The 22,104-nt window shown below is 47.7% G+C and carries 18 protein-coding genes; 14 read left to right on the top strand and 4 right to left on the bottom strand.

Annotation, left to right across the window (positions count from 1 at the left end; translation table 11 throughout):
• Window positions 1–4 precede the first annotated feature (4 nt).
• From tssF to ACMYUL_RS04255, 5 genes are read left to right on the top strand one after another with little or no spacing between them, the layout of a single operon-like run.
• Window positions 5–1,771 (top strand): type VI secretion system baseplate subunit TssF, encoded by a 1,767-nt coding sequence (tssF, locus tag ACMYUL_RS04275; protein WP_003758395.1) that lies wholly within the window; start codon window positions 5–7, stop codon window positions 1,769–1,771.
• On the top strand, window positions 1,735–2,844 hold the full coding sequence (gene tssG / locus ACMYUL_RS04270) for a type VI secretion system baseplate subunit TssG (protein WP_070497192.1): 1,110 nt from the start codon (window positions 1,735–1,737) through the stop codon (window positions 2,842–2,844). The genes tssF and tssG overlap by 37 nt, the downstream gene beginning before the upstream one ends.
• 20 nt (window positions 2,845–2,864) lie before the next feature.
• On the top strand, window positions 2,865–3,404 hold the full coding sequence (gene tssJ, locus ACMYUL_RS04265; RefSeq protein ID WP_070497194.1) for a type VI secretion system lipoprotein TssJ: 540 nt from the start codon (window positions 2,865–2,867) through the stop codon (window positions 3,402–3,404).
• Window positions 3,404–3,817, top strand: a complete 414-nt coding sequence (gene tssE / locus ACMYUL_RS04260; RefSeq protein ID WP_003758401.1) for a type VI secretion system baseplate subunit TssE — start codon at window positions 3,404–3,406, stop codon at window positions 3,815–3,817. The genes tssJ and tssE overlap by 1 nt, the downstream gene beginning before the upstream one ends.
• A 47-nt stretch (window positions 3,818–3,864) precedes the next feature.
• Window positions 3,865–5,211 (top strand): hypothetical protein, encoded by a 1,347-nt coding sequence (locus tag ACMYUL_RS04255; RefSeq protein WP_342031779.1) that lies wholly within the window; start codon window positions 3,865–3,867, stop codon window positions 5,209–5,211.
• Between the two features lie 497 nt (window positions 5,212–5,708).
• On the opposite strand, the gene ACMYUL_RS04250 is transcribed toward ACMYUL_RS04255, so the two are convergent.
• Window positions 5,709–6,158, bottom strand: a complete 450-nt coding sequence (locus tag ACMYUL_RS04250; protein WP_003758410.1) for a CopD family copper resistance protein — start codon at window positions 6,156–6,158, stop codon at window positions 5,709–5,711.
• A gap of 275 nt (window positions 6,159–6,433) precedes the next feature.
• Here ACMYUL_RS04250 and ACMYUL_RS04245 point away from each other — a divergent pair, with 275 nt between their 5' ends.
• From ACMYUL_RS04245 to lpxH, 3 genes are all read left to right on the top strand, one after another.
• Window positions 6,434–7,438: a TraB/GumN family protein gene (locus tag ACMYUL_RS04245; RefSeq protein WP_415772237.1), complete on the top strand. Its 1,005-nt coding sequence runs from the start codon at window positions 6,434–6,436 to the stop codon at window positions 7,436–7,438.
• A 455-nt stretch (window positions 7,439–7,893) separates the two neighbouring features.
• Window positions 7,894–9,273: a PIG-L deacetylase family protein gene (locus ACMYUL_RS04240; RefSeq protein ID WP_415772235.1), complete on the top strand. Its 1,380-nt coding sequence runs from the start codon at window positions 7,894–7,896 to the stop codon at window positions 9,271–9,273.
• A gap of 162 nt (window positions 9,274–9,435) precedes the next feature.
• Window positions 9,436–10,143, top strand: coding sequence for a UDP-2,3-diacylglucosamine diphosphatase (gene lpxH, locus ACMYUL_RS04235; protein ID WP_415772871.1), 708 nt, complete (start codon window positions 9,436–9,438; stop codon window positions 10,141–10,143).
• 300 nt (window positions 10,144–10,443) lie between these two features.
• Here lpxH and ACMYUL_RS04230 read toward each other — a convergent pair whose 3' ends face one another.
• The 3 genes from ACMYUL_RS04230 to serB form a co-directional block, all read right to left on the bottom strand.
• Entirely contained in the window at window positions 10,444–12,417 is a 1,974-nt protein-coding gene (locus ACMYUL_RS04230) for a TonB-dependent copper receptor (protein WP_415772233.1), read from the bottom strand.
• Between the two features lie 158 nt (window positions 12,418–12,575).
• A protein-coding gene (locus ACMYUL_RS04225; protein WP_099048405.1) for an IS630 family transposase occupies window positions 12,576–13,423 on the bottom strand; the annotation gives its coding sequence in 2 pieces (ribosomal slippage) (window positions 12,576–13,108 and window positions 13,108–13,423; 849 coding nt in all).
• Between the two features lie 296 nt (window positions 13,424–13,719).
• Complete coding sequence (serB, locus tag ACMYUL_RS04220; RefSeq protein WP_415772230.1) at window positions 13,720–14,553, bottom strand: phosphoserine phosphatase SerB; 834 nt, start codon at window positions 14,551–14,553, stop codon at window positions 13,720–13,722.
• Between the two features lie 236 nt (window positions 14,554–14,789).
• On the opposite strand from serB, the gene ACMYUL_RS04215 reads away from it, so the two are divergent.
• From ACMYUL_RS04215 to ACMYUL_RS04190, 6 genes are all read left to right on the top strand, one after another.
• On the top strand, window positions 14,790–16,331 hold the full coding sequence (locus ACMYUL_RS04215) for a Re/Si-specific NAD(P)(+) transhydrogenase subunit alpha (protein WP_415772228.1): 1,542 nt from the start codon (window positions 14,790–14,792) through the stop codon (window positions 16,329–16,331).
• 3 nt (window positions 16,332–16,334) lie between these two features.
• Window positions 16,335–16,718: an MAPEG family protein gene (locus tag ACMYUL_RS04210; protein ID WP_003744140.1), complete on the top strand. Its 384-nt coding sequence runs from the start codon at window positions 16,335–16,337 to the stop codon at window positions 16,716–16,718.
• A 116-nt stretch (window positions 16,719–16,834) separates the two neighbouring features.
• Window positions 16,835–17,236 (top strand): GFA family protein, encoded by a 402-nt coding sequence (locus tag ACMYUL_RS04205; protein WP_415772226.1) that lies wholly within the window; start codon window positions 16,835–16,837, stop codon window positions 17,234–17,236.
• An 86-nt stretch (window positions 17,237–17,322) separates the two neighbouring features.
• Window positions 17,323–17,976, top strand: coding sequence for a class I SAM-dependent methyltransferase (locus ACMYUL_RS04200; RefSeq protein WP_415772224.1), 654 nt, complete (start codon window positions 17,323–17,325; stop codon window positions 17,974–17,976).
• 110 nt (window positions 17,977–18,086) lie between these two features.
• Entirely contained in the window at window positions 18,087–19,472 is a 1,386-nt protein-coding gene (gene pntB, locus ACMYUL_RS04195; protein ID WP_415772222.1) for a Re/Si-specific NAD(P)(+) transhydrogenase subunit beta, read from the top strand.
• A 214-nt stretch (window positions 19,473–19,686) separates the two neighbouring features.
• Complete coding sequence (locus ACMYUL_RS04190) at window positions 19,687–21,666, top strand: pentapeptide repeat-containing protein (protein WP_415772220.1); 1,980 nt, start codon at window positions 19,687–19,689, stop codon at window positions 21,664–21,666.
• The last annotated feature ends 438 nt before the right edge of the window (window positions 21,667–22,104 follow it).

Below are 22,104 nucleotides of genomic sequence, written 5' to 3'. Positions count from 1 at the left end.
TATTATGTCAGATCCCACATTACGCTATTATGAAGAAGAGATGCGGTATCTCAAAGAGGCGGGATTAGAGTTTTCAAAAGCCCACCCTGATCGTGCCGCAATGCTGAATTTAGACAGGGTAGGTACGCGCGATCCTTATGTAGAAAGACTGTTTGAAGGCTTTGCTTTTTTGACAGGGAGAATCAGACAAAAATTAGATGATGACTTTCCGGAATTGACGGAGGGGTTGGTCCATATGCTGTGGCCGCATTATCTGAGGATGATTCCTTCTCTGACTGTTTTGGAATTAATTCCGGACAATAAAAAGTTGCAAGGAGGACAGGTCGTCAAAAAAGGATTGTCCGTTCAGTCCGAACCTATCAATATCAACGATAGATTGACCAGATGTTTGTATCGAACCACTGCTGATGTTGCGCTCCAGCCTTTGAGCATATTGCATACATTGTTGGATTATGATGCGAATGGTCAAAGCGTCATCAAATTAACTTTTGGTATCCACCGACAAATACAGAAAGAAAATTTAGATTTTTCCAAAATCAGAATTTATATTTCCGCCGATGAACCGATTGCCTTCGCATTGCGTCATGCTTTGTTGAATCAGACAGCGCGAATCAGCCTTCATCATGCCGAATTGCCATCTGCCGGCAATATACAGTTTAAGGCAGTCGGATTTGCTGAAGATGAAAGATTGTGGGAGAAAGTCAATAACAGCTTTAGTGGCTACCAACTATTGCTGGAATATTTTTGTTTCAAACAGAAGTTTTTCTTTATTGATTTAGTGGGCATCGATGCCGGAGCGTGGTCGGAACGGATTAATGAGTTTAGCGTGAATGTGGTTCTTTCCAAGCAATACCCTTCAGAGCTTCGATTCCCTCCTGACTGCTTGAAATTGAACTGCGTGCCTGCCATCAATCTGTTTGATATGGAAGCAGAGCCTATCCGAGTGGATCATAAGGCGTTCGAATATCAGGTGAAGCCGCTGTTACATGAAGGTATGGCTGTTGAGGTTTATTCCGTCGAAGAGGTAGAGGCGGTTAATCATGAAACAGGTAAGCGTTATCCCTATATTCCTTTTTCCTCATTCCAGCATCGTGGCGGATTGATGAAATATGATGCGCCGGAAAGGTATTTCCATACCAAAGTCAAGCAAGGCGTGTCAGGAAGACATGAAACATTTATCATGCTTGGCGGATTGTTGTGGGATAGAAAAGATATATTGCCTACTGAGACGCTTTCATTGAAGGTGGTCGGGACAAATGGCGCTTTGCCGCGTAAAAGTCTGAGGGAGACCCAGATTCAAGACGACGATATCGCCGAACCAAATGTCAAAATGGTCAGAAACCTTACCACACCGACATTGTCTTGCTATCCGCCGACAGAGGATAGATTCCAATGGCGCATATTGTCCCATTTGTCACCCAACTATTTATCACTATTGAATGTCGACAGTTTGAAAGGGGCATTGTCCATTTACGACTGGACTGAAGACGAGCTGAACAAGCGCAGACTGAATGGTATTGTTGATGTCAAACATGAAACAGTACAGAGAATCGAGCGTGGCGCAGTCCACCGCGGAATTCATATTACCGTAACATTTGATTCGACCGCATTTAGCGGTGAGGCGGAAATTTATTTGTTCGGAGAATTATTGAACGAATTTTTTGCAATGTATGCTGATTTGAACCTGTTTACCCGGTTCAGCATTGTTTCTCTGCCATCCGGGAAAACATATACATGGAAAGACAGCAAAACAACTATCACACGGTTTTAGAAACGGCGCACAAAAGCGCTAAAGAAAATAACGGCAGGCAGACGCTTCCTTTATGGGAGATTCCTAGAAATAAAGCGCAGCGTGAAAGCGGGTCGTCTGAAATCTTCCAAGAGAAATTGGGGGAGTTTATTGTACGCAATGCGGCAACGATGAATTTCTTCCAATTTTGCCGGGTTCTGGAAACCCTTGCCGAAGGAAATGAAGAAAAGGCTGTCGAGTCAACCGTAAGATTTAGAAGGGTAAAATCTTTATCTTTCCCTTCGGGGGAAATCGCATCGGTTGAATATGACGCAGAAGCCGATTTGCCGACCGTCAGGACGACATTTTTAGGTTTATACGGCGTCGATGCAGTTTTGCCGGATTACTTCCTGAACGATATTGCGACGCATAAAGACGGCAGTGAAAGCCTAGCGGCATTTTTAGATATCTTTAACCACCGAATCACAACCCTGTTTTTCCAAGCATGGAAAAAATACCGTTATCCGTTTCTGTTTCAGCGGGAGGGGCAAGATGACCTATCGCGTTCACTTCTGCACCTAATCGGGCAAGGCATGGTAAACGGGAAATTCATGCATCCCTTGCTCGATAGCAGGATTTTGGGATTGTTCAGTATTTTTTACCAGCGAACCCGAACCAAAGAAGGGATTGTCAGCATAGTCAGATATCTACTCCCCTTTGCCGATGTGAACGTAAAAGAGTTCCAGCCGCAGTGGGTCATTTTGGAAAAGGACCGCAAACTGGGGAAAGCCGGTTTGCGGTTAGACGGAGGAAGTGCATCTTTGGGCGGGCGGATAAAAGATTACAGTCATTTGGTGCGTATTGAAATTACGCCTGATACATTTGACAACGCGCAGCTTCTGTTGCCAAAGCAGCAATTGCACCAAAAATTGCTCGAATTATTAAAACTCTATTTGGGTCGTCGTTTTGATGCGAGTGTTTACCTGAATATTAAAAAACAATGGATACCCAAAAGCCGTTTGGAAAAAAAACAAATATTGGGGATTAATACCGGTTTAGGTGCGATGCACCAAGACAAACAAATAAAAATAGCGAACTATACTTACTCAAACTAACTTCAAGAAAACGGAAAATCATGAATAAAAAAACCAGAATTACGTCAGTCTGCTCATTAGCCCTTTTATGCGCCATGCTTTCAGGATGCGGGATTTGGCAAGGCATGAAAGATGGAACGGTTGAAGCAACGAAAAGTGTTTTTTATACCAAACTCAAGATTTTGAAAATCGACCTGATTGCACGAAACGGTTTGAATCAAAACGAGCGCGGGCAGTCGTTGTCGACAGTCGTCCGAGTGTATCAATTGAAAGACAAGCAAAATTATGAAGTTGCCTCATATCGTGATTTGCTCAATCAAGACAAAACCATCTTAAGCAACGATCTGGCGGAAGGTTACAAGCAATATACCATCCGACCGGGGGAGACCATCAGCTTTGATGAAACCCTGAATAAAGACACCAAATATGTCGGCGTTGTTGCCTTCTACAACAAAGTAGGGGAAGAGCAGACTTGGAAAATGTTGATTACCAAAAAGCAGCTGACCAATAACAAACCGGTCGTTATCGAATTGGTGGATAACAAAGTCCTGCTTCAAGAGACGGTCAAGAAAGTCAAATAATGGATGCCGCACTCTATGAGAAACTGACCGGATTTTATTCCGACGGTTTGCCGATAGATGACCTGCCGGGCAGCTTCCAGTTGGTTCGCAGTGTTTTGGACAATATCCAACGCATTCTTAACAGCAGAAGTGGTTCCTTGAAACATCTGCCGGATTATGGGATTCCCGATCTTAGCATGGTTTATAAAAACCTGCCGTCCAGCGCGCATGACTTGCGGTATTTTATGAGAAAAACCTTGTTGAAATACGAGCCAAGATTAAGGAATTTGGATATCCACCTCACTGAATCCAAAGACAATATCATGGTCTTGTGTTATCAGCTGGAATGCGAAATAGAAAACGTGGGTGCGGTAGTGATAGACACTTATTTTATGCCTGAGGGGACGGTTTCCGTTAAACGCAGCCGGACATAAGCTTTCTTTGGTGTGAATAGATTACTTTGAAAATTAAGAAATAAAATATGGTTAAACACATTTTCCTTACTTGCGGCGTGTTGCTTTCAGCAACCGCTCAAACCGCCTTTGCCAAAGAGCTGGAAGGCATGTTGGTCACTCAAAACAATTATGTCCGGATTCGAAGTTGTGATTTGAAAAACAATTACACTTTGCTTCCCGGTAGCGGAAACGGCTATGAAGCCGCAGCGGAAATCATCAGCGTCAGAAAAAATACGCCTGAAAACACACCAATCTATGTCGGATTAAGAGGCAATCTGGAAAACACCAATTTTTTGATTTCAGGCATTGATTTCATCAAAATGGGCGAGAGCTGCCATGTGCCGCATACCGAAACCCCGCCTGCTGAAGTCGTTATTCGAGAGTATCCGCTTAATCAGCAGAAATCAGGTTCGACAGGAGGGAAGCCTGAGTCTAAACAAGACAATGCGAAATTAAAAGCTACGGAATCCCAACAAACTAAGGCAGAACAGGACAAACCGGAAGAAACGGCAGGCGAGTCAGAAGAGCCGATTCCTTATCCTGAAGTTACACAGACTAATCAATCGGAAGACGGTAAAAAGTCTGAAGACAAGTCAAATTCAGACGACCTTGTTAAAGAAAGTGTGAAAACTGAGGATGCCAAACAGACAGATACCGAGAAATCTGATCGCACAAATGCTGGCTCGGCGACACCGGAAGTATCAAATACAACTGCGCCAATCGAGAAAAAGACCTTAGAAAACAAGGAAATTGATACGTCGGCGAAAGCAGAGGTATCTGAAACGGTAGAAGTGCCAGCCAAAGCAGAAATAACTGAAACGGTAGAAGTGTCAGCCAAAGCGGAAACGCATGAAACGGTAGAAGCACCAACTCGATTTGAACCACTTGAAACGGTAGAAACGCTACCAACCAAGACAGAAATTTCTGAAACCGTAGAAACACCAGCCCAAACGGACGCGTCTGTAACAGTAGAAACACGGGTAACAACAGAAACTACGTCAACTACGCAAGCTCCGGTAGTCGAGGAAGCTTTGACAAAAGCGGTTGATGTAGAGGAGCATTCGTCCGTATCTGAGCCTGTGGCTCCTGTGGCTTTGTCATCGGAAAGTCAGCCGGTAAAAGCCACTTCCGTATCCGAAGTGAAGCCTGAAGCCGGTAAACAGGAGTCTCCATCGTTAGAGCATGAGCCTTTGGTGCCGCAAGTAGACATACAGCGCGAAGAAACTCATTCTGCGCACAATATGCTGCCAGCAATACCAATGACTACCGAAACATCTGTGCCACAGACAGAGTCGCCTACCTTGCATGAAGAAACGCCGGTGCAGCCGGTTTATGTCAATAAGGTCATCGTGCATGATGATGACGCCTTTTAATAAAAGGCAGGTAAGCCCAACAAAATAGCAGAGTCGGTTTGCTGCTTATCCATAGAAAAGGTCGTCTGAAAAAATTCAGACGACCATTTCTTATGAATGGATTTTAGTGATGCAACATTTTTTTCGTATTCTTGCTCAAAGAAACAAATTTCCTCAGGCTTAGGAAGCAAGAAATAGATCGGTTTTATAGTGGATTAAATTTAAACCAGTACGGCGTTGCCTCGCCTTGCCGTACTATTTGTACTGTCTGCGGCTTCGTCGCCTTGTCCTGATTTTTGTTAATCCACTATATATGAACCTCTTTACCTTTTTAATTTTGAATAATCTGCCCCAGCTGATGAGGAAGAGGGGATAGGACAGCTGACTCGGGCATATTGGTTTTGCGGGTTATGCGGATTTTTTGCTTTCAAATGCCGCTATTTGTCAGCGTGTTATTTTGTGTTCGTTCTTTGTCTTTCAGACGACCTCTGATGGTAAATAGGTCGTCTGAAAACAGCTTACCAAGACAGATAGAACATGGCTTTGGCAAAAAATACGATGAACAGCATATGGGAAAACACGACGGCGTGGATGTATTTGGACCAGCCGACGGTCAGGGTGCGCCGTGCCATTTTGACGACGGCGATGGCGAAATGGACGAGGACGCTGACTGCCAACAGGATTTTGAGGGTGAGGAGCGTACCGAATGAGGTGGCGAAGGGTTGGCTCAAAAAGGGCAGGTAGCGGTTGAATACCATGACGATGCCGCTGATGAAAAGCGTAATGACGACGGGCGGCATAACGCGGACGGCGCGGTAGGACATGGCGCGTTCGACTTCGCGGCGCGATTCGCGTGAGACACGGCCGGTGTGCATGACGGACAAAACCAGCATTTCGAAAAATACGCCACCTACAAAGGCGATGGCGCAATAGAGGTGGATGATGTGGGCGATGGCGTAGAGACTCATGACCGTGTTCCGAAGTGGATATTCAGGCGAAATTGTATCATCAGTCGGGCGGTTTTAGACGACCTTTTCCTTATTGTCGGCTCAATAGCCGGTGTCGCTCGGGATGTGCAAAGAAGCCATTTTGTTTATTAGGGCAGTTCGATAGTTAAGGGGCAAAATAGTTTTAAAATCTGGTAATAAAATCGGGTATTTTATTTAACATATCGGTCTATTTTAAAGTTAACCCCCTATACACTATACTGTTGCCACATTTCATGATGATGAAGAGGAAAAAGATGAATAAATTATTGTCTCTGTTGGCTGTATGTTTGGCGATTGTGCCATTGTCTGCATGTAAACAGGAGGTTTCGGAGAAACCGTCAGCAAAGCAACAAAAAGCGGCTTCTGTTGTTATTCGTCCTGAATTGAATTGGGATACCCCTAAATTAACCAGTAATGTTTGGAAAATCAGCAAATCGGGGCAGCCGGATTCTTATTTGGTCGGCACTATCCATATCGGTAAGCCCAATGCCACCTTGTCTAAAGATGCAAAGAATTTGCTGGCATCTGTCGAACAGTTGGTTACCGAGGCCGATATGCTGCCCCAGCTCAATGATGAAGAGATGGCGAAATATCAAGAGTTTATGCAAAAAATTTATAGTCAAGATTCTTTGAAATCCAAATTGGGCGATAAGGATTTTGAACTGTTGCAACAGGACTTTATGAAAAGTCCGGAGTTGGCTCAGATGGCACCGTACATCGACCACATGCATCCTTGGGCGGTGTTGCTGTTTGCTTTAAGTATTTATCCGCCTGAATACAGCAACCAGACAGGTGTGGATATTTTGCTGTCGAAAGCGGCACAAGAGTCCGGTAAAACACGCCTTGCTTTAGAGGATGTGATGGATTTCTCTCGAATTTTTGCCAGTCAGCCGGAAAAGTTGATGATTAAAATGTTGACATTGAGAACGAATGAAGAGTATGTCGAGCGGGAAACCAAACGTCTTTTCAATTCCTATGAGAAAGGAAAGTTCGAGGATTTACCTTTGGTGCAAACTGAATTAGAGCAGGAATTTGCTCAAAAGTATCCTGATACTATTCCCGTTTTATCTTGGGTACGCAGCGATTTGCTGATTAAGCGCAATCAAATTTGGCTGCCGAAAATCAAAGAGATATCTGCTAAAAAGAAAACGGTGTTTGCAGTGGGTATCCTGCACTTGATGTCTGAACAAGGCTTGATTGAGAAGTTGCGCAAGGAGGGCTATCAGGTGACGCCGGAGCCTTCAATATTGATGTGGTAAGACAAAACGTCGTCTGAAAACAGTTTCAGACGACGTTTTATAATGAAAAAACAAACCGACCGCGAGATACAGCGGTCGGTTTATTTTTTGCACTCTATTGAAATCCAAAAATAGAGAAGGTCGTCTGAAAGATTGGTGCGTGCTTTTTTGTTTCAAATATGGCGAGAAACAGGATGGACGTGAAGGCATAGATGGTTTCAGACGACCTTTGCATTGTGGCGACAGCTTGTTGTGTCATCCTCTTATCTTATCGGGAAGGACGGTGCAGAATTGGAAACTTGGATAGGGGCGTTTGCTTACGAACGGAAGGAGCGTGCAATTGAAAACTGTATGATTTCAAATTGTAAATTACTATTCAAGATGACGTTTGGTTTTGAAAATGACCGTTTGTTAGAAAGTTAGGACGTGCGCATTTTTAGATAATAAGATAAGGGAAATTATCACAGGGGAACAAAATGTTATTGTTAGTATTATTTTGCATGATACTTTGCCTGCTTGTAATTGCTGCCTTTATCGTGGCATCAATTCGCAGAAAACGGTTTGCTTACGATGTCAGCCGCGATTACGAATATGGTCAATTGCCCAAGTCGGCGACAGTCAGTTTGCGTGAGGGCGAACTGATCTTGCCCGATACCATCGGCGCGAATGATACGGTCATCGCCAGAATCAACGTGAAATCAGGTTGGCTGGGCAGATTGGTGATGCCTTGGATCGGCGTCAAAACCAACCGCGGGGAGTGGCGGGCGTATGTCGAACATGGCGGCAACGGCGCACGCTACCTCAATTTGACCGATACCTTCGACGACGGCAGCAGAAAAATTACATTAAGCGGCAACCGCGTGTCCCTGCCTGATCAGGAAGTTGAATTGTCGGTTTATCCGCGCGAGTGTTTGAGCGGTAAAAAAATTCTGGTCCTCGCCCCCCATGCGGATGATGCGGAATTGGCGGCTTACGGATTATATGAAAAACATGCTGCCGATACGTTGGTGGTTACGATTACCGCAGGGGAGGGCGGCAGCTTCCATTACAACAATATGTATGCGCGCAATCCCGAGCAAATGCAGGCGCAGTATCTGCAAAAGGGCAGGATGCGCGTATGGAACAGCCTGACCGTGCCGCTTTTGGCGGGGGTGTCGTCTGAAAACATTTTGCAGCTCGGCTATTTTGACAGCACATTGCAAGTCATGAAGCAGAATCCCGATGCCGATGTGAAGTCGACCAAACTGGATACGGCGGATGTCAATCTGTTCCGCCGTGCCAATACCTCGTCTTTGTCCAAAGGCTTGAACGGCGGTTCGAATTGGCGCGGTTTGGTCAATAATCTGGCGTATATTATCGAAACCTTCCAACCCGACATCATCGTCAGCCCGTCGCCCAATATCGATGCACACAAAGACCATCAATATACGACAATCGCTGCGGTTGAAGCTTTGAAACAACTGGATTATCGGAAAGGTTCGCTGTTTTTGCACACACTGCATTTTTTGAGCGACGATTTCCCAATCGGCAAGTCCGGCTCGATGTTGAGCCTGCCGCCGATGTTCGGTCAGCCGTTCCATTTCCATTCCGTGTATTCCCTGCCTTTGAACAAAGAAGAGCAGAACCGCAAGCTGCTGGCGCTGGACGCGATGAACGATATCCGCCCCAACGCCAACGGGTATGCGGACTGGAAAACCATGATATTCCGCGGCTTGAACGGCTTGCGTCATCATGTATTTGATATCGATAGGGATTTGGTTAACCGTTTTGTCCGCAGCAACGAGTTGTTTTACGTCGTTCCCGTCAGCGATGTGCATCAGGAAGACAGTTATCAAAAAATCGTCCAATGCGGCTGAATGGGGCAGGTTTCAAATCATAGCCTGCCTGAGTATTGGATAAAAAGAGAAATTGAGCGAAGTTCCGGCAACGGGTAGGACCATGCCGCATACGTTGGCGGCCGATATACAAAGGTCGTCTGAAAACCTATAATGGCAAGGATTTCACACCTGTTGCCCGCCATGCCGATTTATTTTATTTCCGATTTGCACCTGAGCGAATCCCATCCCGAATTAACCGAATTGTTCTTGCGCTTTATGCGTGAAAAAGCACCGCAGGCGCGTTCGGTTTATATTTTGGGGGATTTGTTTGATTTTTGGATAGGCGACGACGAGCAATCCGAATTGACCCAAACCGTCGCGCAAGCGATTCAATCCGTCGTGCAGCGCGGGGTGGAATGTTTCTTTGTACACGGCAATCGGGATTTTTTGATCGGGAAGCAATTTGCAGCGCAATCCGGTATGAAGTTGCTGCCCGAATATGCAGTAGTCGATTTATACGGTAGCTCTGCCTTGATTTGCCACGGAGATACTTTGTGTATCGATGATACGCGTTATCAGAAGTTCAGAAAGATTGTTCACCAAAAATGGCTGCAACACTTGTTCCTAAGCCTGCCGCTTGCCCTGCGTCTGAAAATTGCCCGTAAAATACGCCGAACCAGCAAGCAGGGCAAACAATATAAAGCAGCGGAAATCATGGACGTTCAGCCGCAATTCACCGCAGATATTGTGCGTCAGCATCATGCCCAACTATTGATTCACGGACACACCCATCGTGAACATATCCATCAGGAAGACGGCTTCACCCGCATTGTATTGGGAGATTGGAAAAATGATTACGCCTCCATATTGGAAGTTGACGAACAGGGTTTCCGATTCGTTCCTTTATAACTTTGCCGGATGGAGGCGGTGAAAAATATAGTGGCTTGGATTGAGTCTTTCGTCTCGGTGTAAGCCATAATCGGTTCTCTATGTTTGAAACGTAGTTGCCTCGCCTTAGCTCAAAGAGAACGATTCTCTAAGGTGCTGAAGCACCAAGTGAATCGGTTCCGTACTATCTGTACTGTCTGCGGCTTCGTCGCCTTGTCCTGATTTTTGTTAATCCACTATACTTTAAAACCATCATCAAAAAGGTCGTCTGAAAGCCCACAATCGGGTTTTCAGACGACCTTTCATTTTTTCAACTCAACATCAGAATTTCGCTTGCAGCCTCAACCAAGCGGTACGGCCGGGTTCGTTGACGCGCAAGGTTTGCGTGCCTGCTGAAGGGTCGCCGCCTTTGCTGACGAATTCGGCATAGGTTTTGTTGAACACGTTGTCTATGCCGGCCTGCAAGGTGGCGTATTTGCTGAATTTCCAGCCGGCATTGAGCGAGAGTACGCCGAAGCCGGAAGAGGCGCCGATGTCCTGACCGACGATATTGCCTTGACCTTTGCTGTAACGGTTTTGCTTCGCCACGACGCGCCATAACGCGCCTGCGCTGAATTTGCCGTTGTCGAATGCGAGGGTGTTGTTCCACTCGAGCGGCGGAGTTTGTGCCAAAGGTTTGCCGTCGGTACGGTTTTTACCGTGGGTGTAGGCGAGGCTGCTGCCGATTTCCCAGTTGGGTGCAAACGTCCATTTAACTTCGGCTTCGCCGCCGAAACGCGAGGCTTTAACGTTGCGTACGCCTAAATCCGTGCCTTGGCGTTCGAGTATGATGAAGTTTTTGACATCGCTGCCGAATACGGACACGGAGGCATGGAGGTTAGGACGTTTCCAGATGATGCCCGCATCGATTTGGCGGTTTTGTTCGGGATGGATGATTTTCTTTTTGGCGCGCAGACGTTCCCAGTAGTCGGGCGAGCGTTCTGCGATACCGAATCCGGCGTAGTATTTCAAGCCGTTATCCGTATCACGTTCCCAACGTAAGAAACCGGAATTCAAGTTGAATTTCTGATGTTTCAAGGCGGGATCGGTTACGTCTGCGGAATCATAATCCGCTTTGACACGGTCGTGGCGCAAGCCTGCTACCCAACGTTGTTTGTCAGTTTGCTGCCAAGCGGCTTCGGTGAAAACGCCCCATTGTTTGAAACTTTGGTTGGGCATAAAAGGCTTGTGGCTGTAACCGTCGCCGCCGCGTTCCATACGGGCGACGTGTACATCGTCCATATAATCTACGCCGGTTTGCAGGTTGAGATTATCCCAATCGAAGGTGGCTTTCAGACGACCTGTGTCGGTGTTGCGTTTGGGGTTGTTGGCGTTTTTAATCTGTTTGCCTGCGGGATTGCGGATGGTGCGCAGGCTGTATGTGTCCATAACGTGGTCAATTTCGCTTTCACCGTAGCGCAATTCGAGTTCGCTGAACCAAGGGGTGAGGTTGCGTTGGGTAAAGCGGACGTTCCATGCGTCGCGGTCGAATTTGCTGCCGTCCATCATGCGGTCGGCGTAGGCAACCTTGGCTCTGCTGCGTTCGTATGTGCCGGCGATGGTGGTGTTTTCGGTCGGGGTGATACCCAGTTGCAGCATTTGGCTGTCGCGTTTGAAATGGGAGTGGACGCTTTTGCCTGAGCCGTCTTTGTAGTCGTCGGCTTCGTTATGGGAAATATTGCTGCGGACGTAGGCGTATTTGCCGCCGAACTCGGCTTCAAGCGAGCCGTCGCGGCGGTCGTTGCTGCCCGCAGTCAGGGAGGCGTTGATGTTGTAGGGTTTTTCGCTGAAATCAGGGTCTTTACGGATGAATTGTACCGAGCCGCTGACCAAACCCATGCCTTGGGTTACGGTTTGAGGACCTTTGGTAACGACGACTTTGTCAAAAGAGTTTGGATGAATGTATGCAGTCGGCGGATCCATACGCATAGCGCAACCGCCGTAAATAAACTGGTCGTCGGCGTTAATCGACAGGCGCGAACCGCCCAAACCGCGGAACAATGGATCGCCCGAGCTACCGCCTTTGCGGATGATGCTCATGTTGGGGACAGACTGTAAAAGGTCTGCCCCGTCTCCGGCAGGGAGGGGTTGCAAAGCAGCTTTGGGGTTGAAAGTAACGCTATTGGCTTTTTGTTGTTGTGTGCCGGTGACGGTGACAGGGGAAAGGGTAACAGTCTCTTCGGGAACGGGGTTTGTATCTGCCCAAGCTTGGGATACAGCTACGGCAAGCGGCAGAAGGAGTAACTGATGCTTCATCCTTAGGGCTCCTTTTATTGGTTTAGTTCATAGGTTGTAGTTAAATACTACTTTAGTAGTATAAAGAATGTCAGGTAGTTTGTGAACAAGAAAACGATTTTGTTTAATTTAAGTCAATATTTTCAGTGCATAGCCAAATTATTTTAAGAACAGTATAGTCAATTAAAATCAAAATAGGACAGTAACGCATCGTCAAATCGGGCGTAATCAGACAATACGGTTCGCAGATACCGCTTAATATTCGCCCACACCTTCTCAATCGGGTTGAGCTCAGGTGAATAAGGTGCAAGAGGCAATACCTTATGTCCCCATTTTTCCGCCATTTCCCGTAAGACACCCATACGGTGAAATCGTGCATTATCTAAAATAATCACCGATTTTTGAGTCAATGCGGGCAGTAGGCATTGCTGAAACCACGCTTCAAAAAAGACCCCGGTCATCGTATTTTGATAAACCATCGGAGCAATCAGCCGGTTGCCGACTTGTGCGGACACCAGAGATAAGCGTCGGTATCTTTTTCCACTTATCTGCGCTTTCACTATTTGCCCTTTCGGGCTGCGGGCATAGGGACGGAACAGGTAGCGGTCAAATCCTGTTTCATCCAAATAAACACGTTGGTAGTCAGAAAATTCGGCCAGCTGTGTTAAATAATGCGTTACTTTGGCCGGATCTTGTTCTTTGTAAGTGGTGGTCTTTTTTTGCGCGTCATCCCCATCTGTTTGAGTGCATAGCAAACGGCGGCTGGCGTACAATCAAAATGTTTGGCGATTTCATGCAGATAGGCATCCGGGTGTTGCCCAACATATTGAGCCAGTTTTTGCCTATCCAATTTGACGGCATTTAGACCGGTAACTTGATGTTTTAGGCTGCCTGTTTGTTTTTTAAGGCGAATCCACAGGTAAAGCGTGTTTCTTGACAAGTTAAACGTTGCTGCGGTTTGGCTGATGTTTTTGCATTGTTCGTAATAGTTTAAAGCTTTGTTTCTTAAGTCCGCAGAGTATGCCATGGTTAGACCTTAAAAGTTGAGTATTGTACTATTTTGTTTTTAGTTGACTATAATAACCGTGTTGATTAATTGCCTATTGTTCCGTTTGGTAGGAAGAAGGGATAAGGCTGTTACGGGGATAAAGAGGGCTGTGTTCGGGAGCGGGTTGCAAACCCGTTTTGGTATGTTGTTACTGCGTTCCCTTTGGTGTTCCGTTCGCAGTCATTACGATATTTCAAACAGCAAAAAGGTCGTCTGAAAATTTTTCAGACGACCTTTGTTTTACTGGGAAACTCCTGACCACCGATACAGGCGGTTTATTTAAACCCCCCCCTGACGCGCTCCAGTCCGCCGAAATTGATGCAGGCATCGGCGACCGCCTGCGCTTTCGGTTTGGCGCGGTAAGCCACGCCTATGCCGGCTTCTTTGAGCATCGGAATATCGTTCGCACCGTCACCCATCGCCAACACCTGATGCGGCTGCAATCCGAGGCGGCTGCGGTATTCACGCAATAAATCCGCTTTTGCCTGCGCGTCGATAATTCTGCCTTTCAGACGACCCGTCAGCTTGCCGTTTTCAATTTCCAAAACATTGGCGTGTTGGTATTCGAAGCCGAGGCGTTGTTGCAGCCTTTCGGTGAAAAACGTGAACCCGCCCGACACCAGCATGAATTTCACGCCGTGTGCCTTGCATTCGTCCAATAAAAATTCCGCGCCGGACGAGAGCCGCAAAACGTTTTCATAAACCTCCGCCAAAACCCGTTCGTCCAATCCTGCCAACAGGGCGACGCGGCTGCGCAAAGACTGCTCGAAATCCAATTCGCCGCGCATCGAGCGTTCGGTAATTTCCGCCACGCGGTCTTTCAAGCCGACGCCCGCCGCAATTTCATCGACGCATTCAATGGTAATCAGCGTCGAATCCATATCGCTGACAATCAGCCCGAGTTCGCCGAACGCCATATCGGGCAACACGGCGTGGTCGATTTGATTGCTGCTCAGTAATGCTGCGTCTGCCCCGCTTAAAGAAAACCCTTCTTCAACGATAAAACGCATACGCTTTTCATCGGCGTAATCAGGCTCGGGCAGGCGGGAGAGGAGGGCGGAAGGCAGGGCTTCGGCGGAGGGAAATTGGAGGACGAGGGCGTGCGGCATGGCGGTGGCTCAAAAAATGCGGATTATATAGTGAAACAGCGGAGAATGTTACGGCGGTCAGAGCCTGTAATCGGAAAATGATTTTAAACGCAGACGGCAGTATTTGTAAGGCAATACAGGGATGAAATGCCGAATTGTCGGCTTACCTATTGCCAGTCCACTGAAAATTCGCTATAAGGGGACTATATGAAATATATTAACATTTATATACAGACAACCTAAAAAAGGATTCAGAGATGAAAATCGGTATCCCACGCGAGTCATTATCCGGCGAAACCCGCGTCGCCTGTACGCCTGCCACCGTTGCCCTGTTGAGCAAACTGGGCTTTGAAACCGTTGTCGAAAGCGGCGCAGGTTTGGCGGCAAGTTTGGATGATGCGGCTTACCAAGCAGCAGGCGCGACCGTTGCCGACAAAGCGACGGTTTGGGCATGCCCTTTGCTTTACAAAGTCAACGCGCCGTCCGAAGGCGAGCTGCCGCTGCTCAAAGAAGGGCAGACCATCGTCAGCTTCTTGTGGCCGCGCCAAAACGAAGCTTTGGTCGAAGCCTTGCGTGCCAAGAAAGTCAACGCGCTGGCGATGGACATGGTTCCCCGCATTTCCCGCGCGCAGGCTTTGGACGCTTTGTCTTCGATGGCAAACATCAGCGGCTACCGCGCCGTAATTGAAGCCGCCAACGCTTTCGGCCGTTTCTTCACCGGTCAAATCACCGCCGCGGGCAAAGTGCCGCCCGCGCAGGTTTTAGTGATTGGTGCTGGTGTGGCGGGTTTGGCGGCGATCGGTACAGCAAACTCGCTCGGAGCAGTGGTGCGCGCGTTCGATACCCGCTTGGAAGTGGCGGAACAAATCGAATCAATGGGCGGTAAGTTCCTGAAACTCGACTTCCCGCAAGAATCGGGCGGCAGCGGCGACGGCTACGCCAAAGTGATGAGCGACGAATTTATCGCCGCCGAGATGAAACTCTTTGCCGAGCAGGCGAAAGAAGTGGACATTATCATCACCACCGCCGCCATTCCGGGCAAACCCGCGCCCAAGCTGATTACCAAAGAAATGGTCGAAAGCATGAAATCCGGCTCCGTCATCGTCGATTTGGCGGCGGCGACGGGCGGTAACTGCGAACTCACCAAGCCGGGCGAATTGTTCGTAACCGACAACGGCGTGAAAATCATCGGCTACACCGACATGGCAAACCGCCTTGCCGGACAGTCTTCCCAGCTTTACGCCACCAACTTGGTGAATCTGACCAAGCTGTTAAGCCCGAACAAAGACGGCGAAATCATGCTGGACTTCGAAGACGTGATCATCCGCAACATGACCGTTACCCGCGACGGCGAAATCACCTTCCCGCCTCCGCCGATTCAAGTTTCCGCCCAGCCGCAGCAAACGTCGTCTGAAAAAGCCGCGCCTGCCGCCAAGCCTGAGCCGAAACCCGTTCCCCTGTGGAAAAAACTCGCACCCGCCGTCATCGCCGCCGTATTGGTACTGTGGGTCGGCGCGGTTGCACCCGCCGCATTCTTGAACCACTTTATCGTGTTCGTCCTCGCCTGCGTCATCGGCTACTACGTTGTGTGGAACGTCAGCCACTCGCTGCATACCCCGCTGATGTCCGTGACCAACGCCATTTCCGGCATCATCGTCGTCGGCGCGCTGCTGCAAATCAGCCAAGGTAACGGTTTCGTTACCCTGCTTGCCTTCATTGCCGTCCTGATTGCCAGCATCAACATCTTCGGCGGCTTCTTCGTAACGCGCCGGATGTTGAATATGTTTAGGAAAGGGTAAAGCATGACTTTAGCCTATTGGTGCATCCTGATCGCATCGCTGCTGCCGCTGTTTTGTTCCTTCATCGCCAAAGCGCAAGGCGGTTTTCAGCCGTCGGACAACCGAAATCCGCGCGATTTCCTCGCCCGTACGCAAGGCTTGTCGGCGCGCGCCAATGCCGCACAGCAAAACGGTTTTGAAGTATTCGCCCCGTTTGCCGCCGCTGTTTTGGTGGCACACGCCACAGGCAACGCCGCACAAGCGACCATCAACCTTTTGGCAGTATCGTTCATCGCCTTCCGCATCGCTTATATTTTCAGCTATCTGAAAGATAAACCGAGCCTGCGTTCGGCAATGTGGACGGGCGGATTTGTCTGCACCATCGGGCTGTTTGTAGCCGCTGTCTGACAGCGGGGTCGTCTGAAAACGAGCTCAGCGAGTTTCGCTAAAACGAGCGACGTAAGTTTTGGCAACACCGTTTCAGACGACCTAGAAGTCAGCTTTCAAATATAAGGAGTTCGACCATGAAAGCAAAATGCCTGTGCGGCGACGTATCTTTAGAAGTGGAACACGACAAACACGTCCACGCCTGCCATTGCGGCATGTGCCGCACTTGGGGCAGCGGCGCGACGTTTTCGCTGATTGCCGCCAAGCCGCCGAAAATCGACGGTGAAGCGAACATCGCCCGCTATCATTCGTCCGAATGGGCGGAACGCGCGTTCTGCAAAAACTGCGGTACACACCTGTTCTACCATTTCCTGCCGAACGACAGCTATTTCGTCTTCGCCGGACTGTTTGCCGACAACGCCGATTTCAAATTGGAAGAACAGATTTACATCGACGCCAAAGCCCCGTATTACGAACTGGCAAACGACACGCCCAAGCTGACCGAAAAAGAATTTTTAGCACAATTCGGCAGCGAATAGGCAACCCGTACAGAGGTCGTCTGAAAACCCTCATTCCGGATTTTCAGACGACGTTGAATCAACCGCCCCGATAGTCGGAGAACCCTATGAACCTGTCCCCCGAACAAACCGCCGCCCAACTGCGCTGCCCGCATGACGAAGCAGGAAAAGCGTTCGGGCAGATGATGAACCTGCGCAACCTGACACAGATTCTCGGTTCGTTTGAAGCGGTGCAACTGCAAAACGGAGACCGCATCCTAGAAACGGGTTGCGGCAACGGCGGGCTGCTCGGCTACATTTTGTCGCAGGCAGAAAACCTGCATTACACAGGCTTGGAAATTTCCCCGTTGATGCACGCACAGGCGCAGGCATTCAATGCTCCGTTTCTCGAAGCAGGGCTGGCGGATTACCGGCTGTACGACGGCGGTGCACTGCCTTTTGCCGATGAAAGCTTCGACAAAATCGTTTCCGTCAATACCGTCTATTTTTGGGACGACGCACCAAGCGTACTTTCAGAACTGAGCCGCGTGCTGAAATCCGGCGGGCGGCTATGCCTGAATTTCTGCGAAAAAGACTTTATGGCAAGACTGCCGTTTGCCGCGTACAGCTTCGCGCTCTACGATGCCGCCGACATCCGCGCCCTGTCGGAAAACCTGCCGTTGCGCTGCATTCGGGAACAGCGAAGCCGCGATTGGGCGGTCAGCAAAAGCGGCAATCTGGTGCGGAGGGAGTTTGTCATAGTCGTCTTTGAAAAATACTAAGCATCAGGGTCGTCTGAAAACCCGAAATTCAGTTTTCAGACGACCCGATTAAAAAACACAGTTACTTTCACAAATAAACAGTTACTTTCACAAATAATTGGAGAATCACCATGTCTTCAGGACTCGTTACAGCGGCGTACATCGTAGCCGCGATACTGTTCATCTTCTCGCTGGCGGGGCTGTCCAAGCAGGAAACCGCCAAGCAGGGCTGTTATTCCGGCGTCGCCGGGATGGCGGTCGCCTTGTTCGTTACCGTGTTTTCCGAAAACACCCACGGACTCGGCTGGATCATCATCGCCATGCTGATCGGCGGCGCCGTCGGCATCTACAAAGCCAAAAAAGTAGAAATGACCGAAATGCCCGAACTGATTGCACTTCTGCACAGCTTCGTCGGCTTGGCAGCCGTATTGGTCGGCTTCAACAGCTATATCGAGCCGGGCAACGTTTCGCACGATATGCACACCATCCATCTGGTCGAAGTGTATTTGGGCATCTTTATCGGAGCCGTAACCTTCACCGGCTCGTTGGTCGCGTTCGGCAAGCTCAACGGCAAAATCAGCAGCGCGCCGTTGCAACTGCCTGCCAAACACAAGCTCAACCTCGCCGCATTGGTTTTATCCTTTATCCTGATGCTGGTGTTCGTATCCGTTGACGGCAGCGGCTTCATCCTGATACTGATGACCCTGATCGCCCTCGCATTCGGCTGGCACTTGGTCGCCTCCATCGGCGGCGCAGATATGCCCGTGGTCGTGTCCATGCTGAACTCCTACTCCGGCTGGGCGGCCGCAGCCGCAGGCTTCATGCTCTCCAACGATCTGCTCATCGTCACCGGCGCGCTGGTCGGCTCCAGCGGCGCGATTCTGTCCTACATCATGTGTAAAGCCATGAACCGCTCCTTCATCTCCGTCATCGCAGGCGGTTTCGGTACCGACGGTTCCGCCACAGCCTCAGGCAGCCAAGAAATCGGCGAATACCGCGAAGCCAAACCCGCCGAAGTTGCCGAAATGCTGCGCAACGCCGGCAGCGTCATCATCACACCGGGCTACGGCATGGCAGTGGCGCAGGCGCAATACCCCGTTGCCGAAATCACCGAGCTTTTGCGTAAAAACGGCATCGAAGTACGCTTCGGCATCCACCCCGTCGCCGGCCGCCTGCCCGGTCACATGAACGTACTGCTCGCCGAAGCCAAAGTCCCCTACGACATCGTTTTGGAAATGGACGAAATCAACGACGATTTCCCTGAAACCGATGTAGTGCTGGTTATCGGAGCGAACGACACCGTCAACCCCGCCGCCCAAACCGACCCGAACAGCCCGATTGCCGGTATGCCCGTATTAGAAGTATGGAAGGCAAAAGAAGTCGTCGTCTTCAAACGCTCGATGAACACCGGCTATGCAGGCGTACAAAACCCGCTGTTCTTCAACGAAAACAGCGTAATGTGCTTCGGCGACGCGAAGAAAACCGTTGACGAGATTTTGGCGGAATTGAAGAAATAAAATCCGAAACCAAGACAAAAGGTCGTCTGAAAACCCGATTCCAAGGTTTTCAGACGACCTTTTTTGGTAATGAAGCCAGATACAATGCTCTGTTTTTATTTGAATATATAATATTGAGGGATATAAAAAATACTTCATATCAAAATCGTTTCAGATTACATTGTTTGCTAGAATAATTGATAACTAATTAACGTGTAACAGGTAATAAAAAGTTATGGGACAACACAAAAATAAACCAAATAACTCCAAAAAAAAGCCAAATGGTCTCAGGAAAAGGCTCAATAGTGCTTCAAATATGACTGTAATGTTAATTGCAGGAGTCATTTCAATTGAGTTAATGTATTTTCTAATTCAATATTTTCCTAAGTGGATTTCTCTCACGGATAAAGTTCAAGAATCCGCAGGTTATTGGAATTTCCTTATTGTGTTGATTTCTGTCCCCGTCGCTTTGGTTGTTTGGCATTTTCGCGACGAAAACAATAGACAGCAAATCGAGAATCAACGCAAAGACATTAATCTGAAAGAATTTCAAAAACTTTCCGAATGGGTTAGTGGCGCACATTTGCCGGAAATAAAAACCGTCAGTAAAACCACACAGAAAAGCAGCTCAAAAGACGGGGCAGAAATTACAGAACAAACGACGGAACAATCTGAAGAATATTCCAAAAAACCGGATACCGCTGATTTTGATACTTTCAGTAAACGCGAAGGTGCCGTCGCTTTGCAGATTTCCGCCATTTACAACCTGCTGCCGTTTTTCCGAGGCGATTACGGGGAAAGTTTCCGTCGTCCCGCATTCAACCTATTGAAATCCGCTTGGCAGGCAATGCAGCAGGATAGTTTGAAGAAGCTGGATGGGGATCATTTATCTGATGAAGAGAGAAAGAAGATTTTTGATGAACTGACACAAAAAGCAAAGAGTCCCATGGGCGTGGCTTTAACGCAAGTTTTATTAAGTTTGAATCGAGAGTATAAGAAACTCAATCTGCGGGATTTTCCTGAAATGCTGCCTAATATTTGTTTCGCTGGGATGGATTTCCAGTTGAGCGGAGTAGATGAAATTGCCAAGGATTTGTCGGGATTAAAGTTACAAGGTGCTAATTTCCAAAATGCTATCTTAGAAAAGGCAGATTTAGAAACAGCTACCTTGATTGGTGCTGAGTTCCACAAAGCTAACTTGACAGAGGCTAAGTTAAAAGGTGCAAATTTAGGGATTGCTAATTTTCAAAATGCTATCTTAGAAAAGGCAGATTTAGAAACAGCTACCTTGATTGGTGCTGAGTTTCAAAAAGCTAACTTGACAGAGGCTAAGTTAAAAGGTGCAGATTTAAGGAAAGCTAATTTTCAAAATGCTATCTTAGAAAAGGCAGATTTAGAAACAGCTGACTTGTTTGGTGCTAACTTACACAAGGCTGACTTGACAGGGGCTAAGTTAAAAGGTGTAGATTTAAGGAAAGCTAATTTTCAAAATGCTATCTTAGAAAAGGCAGATTTAGAAACAGCCAACTTGTTTGATGCTAACTTACACAAAGCTAATTTGACAGGGGCTAAGTTAAAAGGTGCAAATTTAGGGATTGCTAATTTTCAAAATGCTATCTTAGAAAAGGCAGATTTAGAAACAGCTGACTTGTTTGATGCTAACTTACACAAAGCTAACTTGACAGGGGCTAAGTTAAAAGGTGCAGATTTAAGGAAAGCTAATTTTCAAAATGCTATCTTAGAAAAGGCAGATTTAGAAACAGCCAACTTGTTTGATGCTAACTTACACAAAGCTAATTTTCAAAATGCTATCTTAGAAAAGGCAGATTTAGAAACAGCCAATTTGTTTGATGCTAACTTACACAAAGCTAACTTGACAGGGGCTAAGTTAAAAGGTGCAGATTTAAGGAAAGCTAATTTTCAAAATGCTTGTTTGGTAGAAGCCGACTTACAAAATGCTAATTTGTCATTCGCAAATTTAAAAGAATGCGATTTAAAATGGGAACAATTAAAGTATAACGAGAAGTTATTCTCTGCTAGCATAACAATATTGGATTTTGTTAAGAGCGTTTATCCTGATTGGAAAGGCGAAAATGATTCTAAATGGGATGAACTGAAAGAGAATGAGCAAACGAAAGCAATGCAAAAATTTTGTGATGAAACTGGGATGCTGATTTTTGATAAAAGTGGGACACAAATAATGCCTCCCCCTTAGGAAAGTAAAACTTGACTTCAATCGTAACTTATCCCTTAAAGGTCGTCTGAAACCGAAAGCATAGTTTCAGACGACCTTTTCTTATAAACAAATCACGCCAAACATCCCACCGTCGTCATTCCCGCGTAGGCGGGAATCCATCGAAAATTCTAAGAAACTGATGTTTGAAAAACAGTTGCCGAGATTTAAAAGTAGATTCCCGCCTGCGCGGGAATGACGACAGTCAGACAGAAATCTATGCCACGACATGCAGCCTGCCCCTCTCCCGTCCGGCGGGAGAGGGTTGGGGAGAGGGTGGCTCTACGGGCTGCGCAAATTTAATCTTGCCTAAAGCCGCAAAGCCACCCCCATCCTAACCTTCCCCCGCCGGAAGGGGGAATGAACAAGATTGCCACTATGGAAAAAAGGTCGTCTGAAACCAAAATCCCATTTTCAGAC

Source organism: Neisseria sp. CP9, from assembly GCF_047758525.1.
In the GTDB taxonomy this organism is placed as follows: domain Bacteria; phylum Pseudomonadota; class Gammaproteobacteria; order Burkholderiales; family Neisseriaceae; genus Neisseria.
The sequence above is the reverse complement of the archived record's forward strand: the minus strand, read 5'-3'. Positions and strand labels throughout refer to the sequence as shown.

Coding starts and splice junctions, on each gene's coding strand:
- tssJ (WP_070497194.1), top strand. CDS start 2,865: ATGAATAAAAAAACCAGAATTACGTCAGTCTGCTCATTAGCCCTTTTA.
- tssF (WP_003758395.1), top strand. CDS start 5: ATGTCAGATCCCACATTACGCTATTATGAAGAAGAGATGCGGTATCTC.
- ACMYUL_RS04240 (WP_415772235.1), top strand. CDS start 7,894: ATGTTATTGTTAGTATTATTTTGCATGATACTTTGCCTGCTTGTAATT.
- ACMYUL_RS04255 (WP_342031779.1), top strand. CDS start 3,865: ATGGTTAAACACATTTTCCTTACTTGCGGCGTGTTGCTTTCAGCAACC.
- ACMYUL_RS04200 (WP_415772224.1), top strand. CDS start 17,323: ATGAACCTGTCCCCCGAACAAACCGCCGCCCAACTGCGCTGCCCGCAT.
- ACMYUL_RS04245 (WP_415772237.1), top strand. CDS start 6,434: ATGAATAAATTATTGTCTCTGTTGGCTGTATGTTTGGCGATTGTGCCA.
- serB (WP_415772230.1), bottom strand. CDS start 14,553: ATGCCGCACGCCCTCGTCCTCCAATTTCCCTCCGCCGAAGCCCTGCCT.
- tssG (WP_070497192.1), top strand. CDS start 1,735: ATGGAAAGACAGCAAAACAACTATCACACGGTTTTAGAAACGGCGCAC.
- ACMYUL_RS04205 (WP_415772226.1), top strand. CDS start 16,835: ATGAAAGCAAAATGCCTGTGCGGCGACGTATCTTTAGAAGTGGAACAC.
- tssE (WP_003758401.1), top strand. CDS start 3,404: ATGGATGCCGCACTCTATGAGAAACTGACCGGATTTTATTCCGACGGT.
- ACMYUL_RS04210 (WP_003744140.1), top strand. CDS start 16,335: ATGACTTTAGCCTATTGGTGCATCCTGATCGCATCGCTGCTGCCGCTG.
- ACMYUL_RS04190 (WP_415772220.1), top strand. CDS start 19,687: ATGGGACAACACAAAAATAAACCAAATAACTCCAAAAAAAAGCCAAAT.
- ACMYUL_RS04230 (WP_415772233.1), bottom strand. CDS start 12,417: ATGAAGCATCAGTTACTCCTTCTGCCGCTTGCCGTAGCTGTATCCCAA.
- pntB (WP_415772222.1), top strand. CDS start 18,087: ATGTCTTCAGGACTCGTTACAGCGGCGTACATCGTAGCCGCGATACTG.
- ACMYUL_RS04215 (WP_415772228.1), top strand. CDS start 14,790: ATGAAAATCGGTATCCCACGCGAGTCATTATCCGGCGAAACCCGCGTC.
- lpxH (WP_415772871.1), top strand. CDS start 9,436: ATGCCGATTTATTTTATTTCCGATTTGCACCTGAGCGAATCCCATCCC.
- ACMYUL_RS04250 (WP_003758410.1), bottom strand. CDS start 6,158: ATGAGTCTCTACGCCATCGCCCACATCATCCACCTCTATTGCGCCATC.